11 protein-coding genes are annotated in these 12,398 nt (G+C 70.1%); 4 read left to right on the top strand and 7 right to left on the bottom strand.

All coding sequences use genetic code 11. From position 1 onward, the window contains the following. The first annotated feature begins 316 nt into the window (after positions 1 to 316). The 3 genes from OG747_RS04495 (at position 317) to OG747_RS04505 (ending at position 4,868) form a co-directional block, all read left to right on the top strand. Complete coding sequence (locus OG747_RS04495; RefSeq protein WP_405877980.1) at positions 317 to 2,536, top strand: NADP-dependent isocitrate dehydrogenase; 2,220 nt, start codon at positions 317 to 319, stop codon at positions 2,534 to 2,536. Between the two features lie 153 nt (positions 2,537 to 2,689). Further along, positions 2,690 to 3,751 carry a nitrous oxide reductase family maturation protein NosD gene (locus OG747_RS04500; protein WP_405877982.1) on the top strand — a complete coding sequence of 354 codons (1,062 nt, stop codon included), beginning with the start codon at positions 2,690 to 2,692 and terminating at the stop codon, positions 3,749 to 3,751. A gap of 88 nt (positions 3,752 to 3,839) precedes the next feature. After that, a complete protein-coding gene (locus OG747_RS04505; RefSeq protein WP_405877983.1) occupies positions 3,840 to 4,868 on the top strand; it encodes a methyltransferase in 1,029 nt (342 codons plus the stop codon). 114 nt (positions 4,869 to 4,982) lie between these two features. Here the strand turns inward: OG747_RS04505 and OG747_RS04510 are convergent, their stop codons facing one another. From OG747_RS04510 to OG747_RS04540, 7 genes are all read right to left on the bottom strand, one after another. Next, a complete protein-coding gene (locus tag OG747_RS04510) occupies positions 4,983 to 5,315 on the bottom strand; it encodes a TcmI family type II polyketide cyclase (protein ID WP_405877985.1) in 333 nt (110 codons plus the stop codon). Positions 5,316 to 5,340: 25 nt separating this feature from the next. After that, positions 5,341 to 5,817 (bottom strand): SRPBCC family protein, encoded by a 477-nt coding sequence (locus OG747_RS04515; protein ID WP_405877986.1) that lies wholly within the window; start codon positions 5,815 to 5,817, stop codon positions 5,341 to 5,343. A gap of 2 nt (positions 5,818 to 5,819) precedes the next feature. Further along, positions 5,820 to 6,077, bottom strand: coding sequence for a phosphopantetheine-binding protein (locus OG747_RS04520; protein ID WP_405877987.1), 258 nt, complete (start codon positions 6,075 to 6,077; stop codon positions 5,820 to 5,822). A 26-nt stretch (positions 6,078 to 6,103) separates the two neighbouring features. Beyond that, the gene (locus tag OG747_RS04525) at positions 6,104 to 7,351 is read right to left on the bottom strand and encodes a ketosynthase chain-length factor (RefSeq protein WP_405877989.1); all 1,248 of its coding nucleotides are present in this window, start codon (positions 7,349 to 7,351) and stop codon (positions 6,104 to 6,106) included. Next, on the bottom strand, positions 7,348 to 8,616 hold the full coding sequence (locus OG747_RS04530; protein WP_405877990.1) for a beta-ketoacyl-[acyl-carrier-protein] synthase family protein: 1,269 nt from the start codon (positions 8,614 to 8,616) through the stop codon (positions 7,348 to 7,350). Before OG747_RS04530 ends, OG747_RS04525 begins: the two co-directional genes overlap by 4 nt. Continuing rightward, positions 8,613 to 9,095, bottom strand: coding sequence for a cupin domain-containing protein (locus OG747_RS04535; protein WP_405877992.1), 483 nt, complete (start codon positions 9,093 to 9,095; stop codon positions 8,613 to 8,615). The genes OG747_RS04530 and OG747_RS04535 overlap by 4 nt, the downstream gene beginning before the upstream one ends. 70 nt (positions 9,096 to 9,165) lie before the next feature. Beyond that, positions 9,166 to 10,287 (bottom strand): SchA/CurD-like domain-containing protein, encoded by a 1,122-nt coding sequence (locus OG747_RS04540; protein ID WP_405877994.1) that lies wholly within the window; start codon positions 10,285 to 10,287, stop codon positions 9,166 to 9,168. Between the two features lie 264 nt (positions 10,288 to 10,551). Here OG747_RS04540 and OG747_RS04545 point away from each other — a divergent pair, with 264 nt between their 5' ends. Continuing rightward, the gene (locus OG747_RS04545) at positions 10,552 to 12,219 is read left to right on the top strand and encodes an FAD-dependent oxidoreductase (protein WP_405877995.1); all 1,668 of its coding nucleotides are present in this window, start codon (positions 10,552 to 10,554) and stop codon (positions 12,217 to 12,219) included. Positions 12,220 to 12,398 lie beyond the last annotated feature (179 nt).

The raw sequence follows: 12,398 nt of genomic DNA on the forward strand, positions 1-12,398 counted from the left end.
GGTTGCGGGGCGCGACCAGGCTCGGCGTCACGGGAGTGACCGTCCAGTCGGGGTGGTTCGGCATACGGGGCGTCATCGTCCCGTACAGACCAGGTTCAGGGCGTGCTCCGGCAGGGTCCGGACGGGCGTGACCCGCAGCTTTTCGTCCACCTGTTCGAATGCGACCCTCGGCCGCCTACCCGCACGGCGCGGACGCTTCCTCGTGCCTCTGCCGTCCCGATCGGTTGCGGCCGGGGAGCGGACCCCTGTCGAGCCGGGGGCGCTCACGAGATATCTTGATGTCGAGCAATGTTGCAGACGTGGAGCGGAGCACCCGGTGACTGACTCGACCATCATTTACACGCACACTGACGAGGCCCCGGCCCTGGCGACGTATTCGTTCCTGCCGGTGGTCCAGGCGTACGCCTCGCAGGCGGGTGTCACTGTGGAGACCCGTGACATCTCGCTGGCCGGGCGCATCCTCGCGCTCTTCCCCGAGTTCCTCGAGGAGGGTCAGCGCGTTCCCGACGCCCTCGCCGAGCTCGGTGAGCTGGCGAAGACGCCCGAGGCGAACATCATCAAGCTGCCGAACGTCTCGGCCTCGATCCCGCAGCTGAGGGCCGCGATCGCCGAGCTGCAGGAGCAGGGCTACGCACTTCCGGCCTACCCGGACGACCCGAAGTCGGACGAGGAGCGCGACATCCGCGCCCGTTACGACAAGGTCAAGGGCTCCGCCGTGAACCCGGTGCTGCGCGAGGGCAACTCCGACCGCCGCGCCCCCGCCTCGGTCAAGAACTACGCCAAGACCCACCCGCACCGCATGGGCAAGTGGTCGTCCGAGTCGAAGACGAACGTCGCCACCATGAGTGCCGACGACTTCCGCTCCACCGAGAAGTCCGCGGTGATCTCCGAGCCGGGCTCGCTCCGTATCGAGCTGGCGGGCGACGACGGCTCCACCACCGTGCTGCGCGAGTCCGTACCCGTCCTCGCCGGTGAGGTCATGGACGCGTCCGTCATGCACGTCGCGCCGCTGCGCGAGTTCCTCACCGCGCAGATCGCCCGCGCCAAGGCCGAGGACGTGCTGTTCTCGGTGCACCTGAAGGCCACGATGATGAAGGTCTCCGACCCGATCATCTTCGGTCACGTGGTGCGCGCCTTCTTCCCGAAGACCTTCGCGAAGTACGGCGAGGCGTTCGCCGCGGCCGGCCTGACCCCGAACGACGGTCTGGGCGGCATCTTCAAGGGCCTGGAGGCCCTGCCCGAGGGCGCCGAGATCAAGGCGTCCTTCGACGCCGAGCTCGCCGAGGGCCCGGCCCTCGCGATGGTCGACTCGGACAAGGGCATCACCAACCTGCACGTTCCGTCCGACGTGATCGTCGACGCCTCGATGCCGGCGATGATCCGTACCTCCGGCCACATGTGGGGCCCGGACGGCCAGGAGGCCGACACCCTCGCGGTCCTGCCGGACAGCAGCTACTCCGGCGTCTACCAGGTCGTCCTCGACGACTGCCGCGCCAACGGCGCCTTCGACCCGTCGACGATGGGCTCGGTCCCGAACGTCGGTCTGATGGCGCAGAAGGCCGAGGAGTACGGCAGCCACGACAAGACCTTCGAGATCCAGACCACCGGTACGGTCCGTCTCGTCGACGAGGCCGGCCATGTCGTCCTGGAGCAGGTCGTCTCCGCCGGTGACATCTTCCGCGCCTGCCAGACCAAGGACGCCCCGATCAAGGACTGGGTGAAGCTGGCCGTCACCCGCGCCCGCGCGACCGGCGACCCGGCGGTGTTCTGGCTGGACGAGGACCGCGCGCACGACGCCGTCCTCATCGAGAAGGTCAAGCAGTACCTGCCCGAGCACGACACCGAGGGCCTGGACATCCGCATCCTGTCCCCGGAGGAGGCCACCAAGCTCTCCGTGGAGCGCATCCGCCGCGGTGAGGACACGATCTCCGTCACCGGCAACGTGCTGCGTGACTACCTGACCGACCTGTTCCCGATCCTGGAGCTCGGTACCAGCGCCAAGATGCTCTCCGTCGTTCCGCTGATGGCGGGCGGCGGCCTCTTCGAGACGGGCGCCGGCGGCTCCGCCCCGAAGCACGTCCAGCAGTTGGTCAAGGAGAACTACCTGCGCTGGGACAGCCTGGGCGAGTTCTTCGCCCTCGCCGCCAGCTTCGAGCACCTCGCGCAGACCACGGGCAACGCGCGCGCCCAGGTACTCGCCGACACGCTCGACCGCGCGACGGCGACCTTCCTCAACGAGGACAAGTCGCCGACCCGTCGCGTCGGCGGCATCGACAACCGCGGCAGCCACTTCTACCTGGGCCTGTACTGGGCGCAGGAGCTGGCGGGGCAGACCGAGGACGCGGACCTGGCGAAGGCGTTCGCCCCGCTCGCCGAGGCGCTGACCGCGCAGGAGCAGACGATCGTCGACGAGTTGCTCGCCGTTCAGGGCAAGCCGGCCGACATCGGCGGCTACTACCAGCCCGACCCGGCCAAGGCCGCGGCCGTCATGCGCCCGTCGACGACCTGGAACGAGACGCTCGCGACCCTCGCCTGACACACCGTCGGCGACCCACGGGCCACCATCGCACCGCCCCGGCCGGATCTTTCGGCCGGGGCGGTCGCGTACCGTCCCCATGGAGGTGACACCGGCGGTCCACCTGGGTGATCAGCGGTGGCGGGCCGGAACGGCCGCTCATAGCTTCGGCCTATGACCAAACGACAGATGGCCTACCTCGTCTGCACCGCGGCCGTCGTGGCGTCGGGGCTGGGAGCCGCCCCGTCGGCCGACCACGGGACCGTGCACTGGGTCAAACCCGGCGAGTCGATCCAAAAGGCCGTGAATTCCGCACACCCGGGGGACACCGTCTTCCTCGCCCCCGGCACCTACCACGGGAGCGTCCGCGTCACGGTGCCGAACCTGACGCTGCGCGGTTCCGGTGCCCGTGCCACCGTCATCGTGCCCGGCGCGTCCTCGGGTGACCGCACCTGCGCCAAGGCCGGCAGCGGCATCTGCGTGATCGGGACGGACCGCAGTCCCGTCAAGGGCGTCACCGTGAGCTCACTGACGCTCAGAGGCTTCGCCAAGCACGGCCTGTGGGCGTCGGGGACCGATCGGCTGACGGTCCAGGCAGTGACCTCCGAGAAGAACGGCCAGTGGGGCATCGCCCAGGAGCGGTCCGTCCGCGGGGTGTTCCGCCACAACATCGCCCAGAACAACGGCGACGCCGGACTGTTCCTGTCCAACACCGTGGGCACCGAGGAGGGCGCCCGGGACTCCAAGGGGACGGTGGTCACCCACAACCGTCTGGCCGGCAACCGGATCGGCATCACGGTACGGCGGCTGCGGAACCTGACCATCGATCACAACGAGGCGACCGGCAACTGCGCCGCGGTGTTCGTGGTGGGGGACGAGAACAAACCGCACGTCGGAGCGGTGGGCGTGCGCCGGAACTACATCCACGCCAACAACAAGTTCTGCCCCAAGACCCCCCGCCTGCCCTTCCTGCAGGGCTCTGGGATCGTCCTCACCGGCGCCGACGACTCGCTGGTGGCGGAGAACACGGTCGAGGACAACGTGGGCACCTCCCCGCTGTCGGGCGGCATCGTGCTGTTCAAGAGCTTCGTGGGCGCCCTCAGCCAGCGCAACGAGATCCGCGACAACGTGGTGGTGCGCAACGGCAAGGCCGATCTGGCCAACCGTGACCCCGGCAAGGGCAACACCTTCCACGGCAACATGTGCGCGCGCTCCGAGCCCGCCGGAATGTGCTGACCCCTCCCAGCGCACCCTCCCGCTGCTCCCGCTGCCCCTTCCCACTGCCCCTCCCCCTCCAGCACGACCTCAGAAGCGAGGCAAGAGAATGACGACTGTTGATCCGGCTCCCCCGCCGCCCATGCGGCTGCGGGAGCTCGCCTTCGGAGCGGCGTGCGCCGCAGCCGTACGCGCGGCCGCCCGCCTGGGTGTGGCCGACGCCCTGGACGACACGCCCATGAGCGTGGACGACCTGGCGGCGGCGGTGAAGACCCAGCCGAAGACCCTGCGCCGGCTGCTGCGCGCACTGTCCTGCCAGGGGGTCTTCACGGAGCTCCCGGACGGCACCTTCGCGCACACGGAGATGTCCCGGCTGCTGCGCGAGGACGACCCGCACAGCCTCCGGTACATCGTCCTGTGGTGCACCGAGCCGTGGACCTGGAACGTCTGGCCGAAGCTCGACGAGGCGGTGCGCTCCGGCCGGAACGTCTTCGAGGACGTGTACGAACGGGAGTTCTTCGACTACCTCAACGAAGAGGCCCCGGAGTCGGCCTACGTCTTCAACCGGGCCATGACGACGTCCAGCGAGCAGTCGGCGCGGGACGTGGCGAACCTGCTCGATCTGCGGGGCGTGTCCTCGGTCGCGGACATCGGCGGCGGCCAGGGGCAGGTCCTGGTCAGTCTGCTGGAGAAGCATCCCGGGATGCACGGCACGCTGCTCGACCTGCCCGGCGTGGTGGAGAACGCCGATCCGCGCCTGCGCGGCGGCGGTTCGCTCGCCGAGCGGGTGCGCATCGTGCCCGGGGACTGCCGCGAGGACATCCCGGTCCAGGCCGATGTGTACATCATCAAGAACATCCTGGAGTGGGACGACGACAGCACCCGCAGGGCGCTGTCGAACATCCGCAAGGCGGCGCGGCCCGGTGCCCGCGTCGTCGTCATCGAGAACCTCGTGGACGACACCCCGTCGATGCGGTTCACCACGGCCATGGACCTGCTGCTCCTCCTCAACGTCGGCGGTGCCAAGCACACCCGGCAGAGCATGGTCGACCGGCTGACGGACGCGGGCCTGGTCATCGACGAGTTCCGGCCGGTCAACCCGTATCTGCACGCCTTCGAGTGCACCATCCCCGGCTAGTCGCAAAGCGGCCCGGCAGTCGGGAACAGCCCCGCTGACCCGGGACGGCCCGAGGCCGCCGGCTCCGCGTCCTGCGCGGGGTCGGCGGCCTCGGGCCGTGTCCGGGCGCTCGCTTCAGGAAGCGGCGTCCCGCTCCCAGCGGTAGAAGCAGTGCGCCATGGCGTCCTTGGGGCTGCGCCATGTCTTCGGGTCGTACGCGCTGACGTACGTCGACAACTGCTCGCTGATGCTCCGGAACTCGGGGTGCCCGACCACCTTCGCGATGGCGGGCGCCGGGTCCTGGTCGGCTTCGACGAGGTGCATGTACACATCACCGAACTGGAAGAGGCTGCGCCGCTTGACGCCGATCAGGTGCGGGAGTTCACCGCGGTCGGAGGCGGCGAACACATCGGCGATCGCCGGGGCCGAGTCGGGCGCCATGCGCGCGACGATCAGGGCGTGGTGCATTCGGGTGTCCTTCCTGAGCCGGCGGTCAGCCGGGCATCGGCGCGTTCTGACGGTCGCGGGCGGCCTTCTCGATCCGGTCCCGGATGAGCTCCATCTGGACGCGGGAGTTGCGGTTGATGTTGTCCGTCATCCAGGCGTCGTCGACCGGGGCCTCGGGCTTCATCGCGAAGTCCTGTACCCAGTGCATGTGGGTGCCCTGCGGGGTCTCCTTGTACTCCCACCGGATGTTCATGTGGTCGAAGGGGCCCGTCTCGACGCGGCGGGCCCGGACGGTCCGCTTGGCGCGGTCCATGGTCCGCTCCGAGACCCAGCTCCAGACCTTGCCGTTGTCGTCCGGGTGCATGGTCAGGCGGAAGGTCGTCGTGTCGCCCTCGCGGGAGAGCACCTCGAGGGACGCGTACTCGCTGAAGAGCCGCGGCCAGTTCTCGATGTCGTTGGTCATGTCCCAGACGAAATCGAGCGGGGCGTCGATGGTGATGCTGTTCTCGGTGTGTCCGGCCACTTTCAGGCTCCAGCCTTGAGGGTGCTGTTGACGAGGTCGAGGAATTCACGGGGGGTCTTGCAGCGCTCGGCGTCGGGGGGAAGCGGCTTGCTGTACCGGTTCTCCAGTTCGCCGACGATGCCGAGCAGGCCGAGCGAGTCGAGGCCGAGGGTGCCGAAGGGTGAGTCCGAGGCGTGCTTGAGATCCTGGGGGTCGACGGTGACTCCGGCCGCCTTCTTCATGAGCGTGGCCAGTTCGTCGACGGTCACTTCGATGATCATGCGAGTGTTCTCCTTCCCGCCCGGTCCTACCGGGCGGAGTCGCCGCCGCGGCGCACTACCAGCGCCGCGTTGGAGCCCATGAGTCCCCTGCTGAGGACTAGGGCCGTGTGGAGCTCGGCGGGGCGGGCGCTCGACATCACCAGGTCGAGGTCGTGGCAGATGTCGAGCACGTGGGGGGTGGGGGGTACCTGGCCGTTCTCCATGGCGAGCACCGCGGCCGCGGTGTCCAGCACGGGTGCCGCGCAGTAGGCCCGCCCGATTCCGGTCTTGGGTGCCGTGACGGGTACGCGGGTGCCGTGCGCCCCGAGGGCGTCGGCGATGGCCAGGGCTTCGGCGCGGTCCGCCTCCGGTACACCCAGGGCGTCGGCGAACACGACGTCGATCTCCTCCGGGGCACAGCCGGCCTCGTCGAGGGCGCCCCGGATCGCGTGGGCGAGCCCCTCTCTGGACCGCTCCCAGCGGGAGGCTCCGGTGAACGTGGCCCCATGGCCGGCCACGATGGCCCGGACGGCCGCCCCACGGTCGCGGGCGCGGGTCTCGTCCTCCACGATCAGCATCGCTCCCCCCTCCGCGGGAGCGAAGCCGCAGGCTCCCGCGGTGAAGGGCCGGTAGGCGCGGTCGGGTTCCTCGACGGTGCTGATCTCGGGGTAGCCGAGCTGGCACACCATCGAGTACGGGGCCAGGGGCGCTTCCGCGGATCCGACGACCACCGCGCCGGTTCCGCGCCGTACGCCCCGGGCGGCGAGCGCGATGGAGTCCAGTCCACCCGCTTCGTCGCTCGCGACCACTCCACAGGGCCCCTTGAAGCCGCCCCGGATGGAGATCTGGCCGGTGCTGGCGGCGTAGAACCAGGCGATGGACTGGTACGGGCCGACGTACCGGGAGCCCTGACCCCACAGCTTCTGGAGTTCCCGCTGTCCGAACTCGCCGCCGCCGGACCCTGCCGCGGTGACCACGCCGATGTCGTACGGGTCGTCGGGGTCCCCGCCGCCGAGGCCGGCGTCGTCCAGGGCGAGGACGGTCGCGGCCATCGCGAAGTGGCTGAAGCGGTCCGTCTGCACCAGGAACCGCTCCTCGATGAGGGCCGCGGCGTCGAAGGACCGGACCTCGCCCGCGACACGGAGCGGCAAATGCTCGCACCCCTCGCGGGTGATCCGGTCCAGGACGACGAGACCTTCCCGGACGGACTTCCAGTAAGCGTCGGCGCGCAGTCCGTTGGGCGCGATCACACCGATCCCGGTGATGGCCGCGCGCCGAGGGCGCTCAGTGCTCATCTTGTCCTCCCACCCGGCCCGGTCAGGAGCACCGCGGACTGGAAACCGCCGAATCCGCTGCCCACGGAGAGCACGTTCCTCAGCTTCCGCGGGCGTGCGGTGCGCGGCACGTAGTCCAGGTCGCACTCGGGGTCGGGAGTTTCGTAGTTCGCCGTGGGCGGCACCACTTGGTGCTTCAGGGCGAGGACACAGGCGACGACCTCTATCGCGCCGATCGCACCCAGCGAGTGCCCCACCATGGACTTGATGGAGCTCATGGGTATGTCGTAGGCGTGCGCGCCCAGGGACTTCTTGACCGCGGCGGTCTCGTGCCGGTCGTTCTGCCGGGTGCCCGAGCCGTGCGCGTTGACGTAGTCGATCAGCGTGGGGTCGAGGCGGGCCTGGTCGAACGTGGTGTCGATCGCCCGGGCCATCTCCAGCCCCTCGCTGGTCAGGCCGGTCATGTGGTAGGCGTTGCCGTAGGTGGCGTAGCCGCTGATCTCGCAGTAGACGTGCGCGCCACGGGCTCGGGCGTGCTCGTACTCCTCCAGGACCAGTACCGCCGCTCCCTCGCCCATCACGAAGCCGTTGCGGTGGGCGTCGAAGGGCCGGGAGGCGTGTTCGGGGTCGTCATTGTTGGGTGAGGTCGCCTTGATGGCGTCGAAGCAGGCCATGGTGATCGGGGATATCGGCGAGTCCGACGCCCCGGCGATGCACACGTCCGCCCGGCCCTCCCCTATGGTGTGGAAGGCGTAGCCGACCGCGTCGAGTCCGGAGGTGCAGCCGGTGGAGACGGTCTGCACCGGTCCCTGGGCGCCGAACTGCTCGGCTACGACCGAGGCGAGTGTGCTGGGCGAGAACGCCAGGTGCAGCTGTGGGTCGGCCGCGCGGTGGTCCACGTCCCACCGCCGGCCTCCCTCGCTGACCAGGACGTAATCGTGTTCCAGGCGGGTGGTGCCGCCGACGGCGCTGCCCAGCGAGACTCCGATCCGCCAGGGGTTCTCCCGGCCGGCGTCGAGTCCGGAGTCGCTTACGGCTTCTCCCGCGGCGACCACGGCGAACTGGATGTACCGGTCGGCGTGTTCGCTCAGCTCCGGGTCGAGGCCGTGCGCGAGCGGGTCGAAGTCGCATTCGGCGGCTATGCGCGAGCGCAGGCCCGCCGGATCGAACAGCGTGATGCCGCGGGTCGCGGTGCGGCCGGCTGCGAGGAGGTCCCAGAACGCCGTCGCCCCGGTGCCGCCCGGAGCGACCACACCGATACCGGTGACGGCCACCCGCCGGGTCACTTTATGGCCCCGCTTCGCTCGGACGGCCGTCCGTGATCCGGCGCGGACAGGTCCGCCCCGGCGGTGGCGAACTCGAGGCCGGGCGCGGTGTCGTCGGTCACCTCCGTGTCGACGTGGCCGAGGCTCGGACGCGGGGCGAGCGGGCCCAGGTGGAAGACCATGCGGGCTTCCTTGTCGCCGACGTTGCGGAAGCGGTGCCGCATGTTGATCGGGATCAGCAGGCCCTGATCGGGCTGGAGCGCGTGCGTGTCGCCGTCCAGGTCCACCTCGAGCGCACCCGTGACGACGAACACGAACTCCTCGGAGTAAGGGTGGTAGTGCTCGCCGATGCGCTCGCCGGGCTGGATGATGGCCAGGCCCATGAAGCCGCTGGTGGACCCCGCCGTGGCGGGCGTGAGCATGGCCCGGATGTCGCCTCCGCGCCTGCGGTTGGGCTCCGTCTCGCTCAGGTCCACGATGCGTGGATGCTTCTTGATCATGCTTGATACCTCCGGGTGTGGCAGTGACGTCCGGGGAGGGAGGGCCGCGGACGGGTGCCGCGGCCCTACGTCAGGAATCCGCCGAGCGGTCGGTGATGGGCATCATGTCCGCGTGCGACAGGAGGCGGTTGATGTTGCGTTCCGTCTCCAGGGAGCCCTCGACGCCGATCGCGGCACCGTCGAGGAGGCGCTCCAGCTCCGCGGCCCTCTTCGGGCCCTTGAGGCCGAGGGAGGCGATGGGGTCCCTGTCCAGCTCGCCCGTGATGTCGATGAGACGCACCACGATGTCGTCGCGCTGGAAGACCGTGCTGCCGTACACCGGGCTCTTCGGGTCGTCCGCCGCGGCCTCGTCCTGGTGGGCGAGCAGCCGGGCCAGCTCCATCCCGCAGCCTGGCTTGGCCGGGTAGTAGAGGGCGTGACGGCGCACGCCGGCGGGTACCTTGCGGCCGGACACCACGTGGTGCACGGCCGGGAGCGCGGCCCGGGTGAAGAAGACCCGCGCCGAGTCGGCGTCGGTCAGGTCCCGGTCCTGCTCCAGGTACGGGTTGATGGCCTCCTCGACCGCCCGCACCTCGGGCTGACGGGCGACGTGACGCAGCGCCGCCATGAGGTCGCCCTCCACCTCCACCGCTCGCACGACGCGGTTGCCGTGCATGAAGAGCGAGGTGCGCCGCAGCTTGGTGGTGTCGTCGACCTGGGCCTGCGGCGACTCGTACCCGGCCAGGATCTCCGCGACCTTCGACTCGGAGCCCGGCTTGACGGTGAAGGTGAGGGCATGGCGTGCCACACCTTCGCCCGCTCGGGCCGCGACCTGCTTGCCCGCCTTGGCCGACTCCCGGCCGAGCGGCTGGGCGGGGCTGGTCTCCCGAAGAATGCTGTAGCGCATCGACCGGGTGTCCCGGACGCAGCTGTGCATCGGCCGCACCGTTTCGACGTGCTCCTCACTGTTCACCCAGGCGAGGAAGGGCGGGGCGCTCTCCCATTCGCTGGTGATGAGCCACTGCGAGGGGTTCTCGATCGACTGGCAGAGCTGGTCGCTGAGGTGCCCGGGGACGGACGCGACCTGATTGCGCATGTGTTCGTACGCGTCGAGGAATTGCTGCTGGGCCCCCTCGTACAGGTCGAGCAGCAGAATCACCCGAAGCTTGGAGCCGTCGAACGCCGATTGCGATATACGTCCCGAAATGGCCATCCGGCACACCTCTTTCTCTTCTCACGGAAGGTCAGGAACGACCGCCGTGTCCCAAAGGCCGGGGTCGCCATGTGCCGATCGTTGACGGGACCCCGGATACGCGCGAGCCCGCCGGTGCGGACGAGTGAACTGCGTGCCATCCGGGTGCCCGGAGCGCGCGATCCGCTCCTCACCGGGCATGGAAACTGGTGGCCGTCCAACGCGGCCGGCATCCCATCCCCGACTCACGTCGCCTCACGTCGCAGGTGACGCCGGAGGCAATCAATGAACCGATTGGAAGAGGCCGGCGAGGTCGGTCAGCACACGCCGGTCCTGATCGTGGGCGGCTCTCTGGTGGGCCTGTCCACCTCGCTGTTCCTGGGGCGGCTCGGCGTGCCGCATGTGCTCGTCGAGCGCCACTCGGGCACCTCGATCCATCCACGCGGACGCGGGAACAACGTGCGCACGATGGAGCTGTTCCGGGTGGCCGGGGTGCAGCGGCACATCGAGGAGGCCGCATCGGTCCTGGCGGACAACCACGGCATCATGCAGACGCCCACCCTGGTGGGCGACGCAGGCGAATGGCTGTTCAAGGAGATCGACCCGGGCGGCGGCCTCGCCCGCTTCAGCCCCGGCGCGTGGTGTCTGTGCAGCCAGAACGACCTCGAGCCGGTGCTGCTGAAGAGCGCCCGGGAGCTGACCGGAGATCTGCGGTTCTCCACCGAGCTGATGTCCTTCGAGCAGGACGCCCAGGGGATCACCGCGCAGCTCAAGAGCCGGGACACGGGCGAGCACAGCACCATCCGCGCGGACTACCTGGTCGCGGCGGACGGTCCGCGCAGCCCCGTCCGCGAGCGGCTCGGCATCGGGCAGAACGGACCGGGCGACCTGTTCCACAACGTGAGCGTCACCTTCGCCTCCCGCGGCCTCGCGGACGTCGTCGGTGACCGGCGTTTCATCGTCTGCTATCTGACCGACCCGGAGGCCGACGGGGCGCTGCTGCCGGTCGACAACGAGGAGCACTGGGTCTTCCACGCGCCCTGGCACCCCGAACACGGCGAAACCCTGGAGGAGTTCACCGACGAGCGGTGCGCGAACCACATCCGGCGGGCCGTGGGCGTACCCGATCTCGATGTGCGGATCACCGGCAGGGCCGCCTGGCACGCCGCCGAGCGGGTGGCCGAGCGGTACGCGGACGGCAGGGTGTTCCTGGCCGGCGACTCGGCCCACGAGATGTCCCCCACCGGGGCGTTCGGCTCCAACACCGGTATCCAGGACGCACACAACCTCGCCTGGAAGCTGGCCGCCGTACTGGGCGGCTGGGCCGGGCCCGGACTGCTGGAGTCCTACGACGCCGAGCGCCGCCCGGTCGCGGAGGCGACCAGCGCTCGCGCCTCGTCGCGTTCGGTCGAGCACAGCCACCCCGGGTACACCCCCGCCCCGGGAGTCGGCGGTCCCAGGGGGTCCGGCGGCCCCGGCGGCAAGACCGGCGGAATCCTCAACGTGGCGCTGGCCTACCGCTATCCGCGCGGCGCGGTCCTGGGCGCCGACCAGTCGATGCCGATCGTCCCCGACGGCATGCGGCTGACGGGCGAACCGGGCAGCCGGGCGCCACACATGTGGCTGAACCGCTCCGGCAGCCGGATCTCCACCCTCGACCTGTACGAGCGTTCCATGGTGCTCCTGTCCTCCGCCGACAAGTGGCACACGGCGGCGAAGAACGTCGCACAACGGCTGTCCGTCCCGCTCGACGCGTACCGGATCGGCAACGGGCCCGACGCGGAGCTGTCCCCCGAGAACGACATGGACTGGGCGGAGGTCCACGGAGTCACCCAGGACGGTGCGGTACTGATCCGCCCCGACGGTTTCGTCGCCTGGCGGTCCCAGGGGCCGTCGGCGAACCCGGAAACGGCGTTGCGGGAGGCACTCGCGACCGTCCTGGACCGCAGCTGACGACCCGACCCGACCCGCCTCGGCTCCGAATCGTCATCTCCGCCCCCAGCAGTCGGCCGCCGCCGATCGCGTCGACGAGGCTCCGGCAGGGGGCAGCGCGGCGGCCGGCTCTACGGGCGTACCTGCCGGGCCCGCTGCCCGCTGTCCGGCCAGGCCTTCAGACCACGGTGTCCCCGGTA

The sequence above is a fragment of the Streptomyces sp. NBC_01384 genome, from assembly GCF_045040035.1.
In the GTDB taxonomy this organism is placed as follows: domain Bacteria; phylum Actinomycetota; class Actinomycetes; order Streptomycetales; family Streptomycetaceae; genus Streptomyces.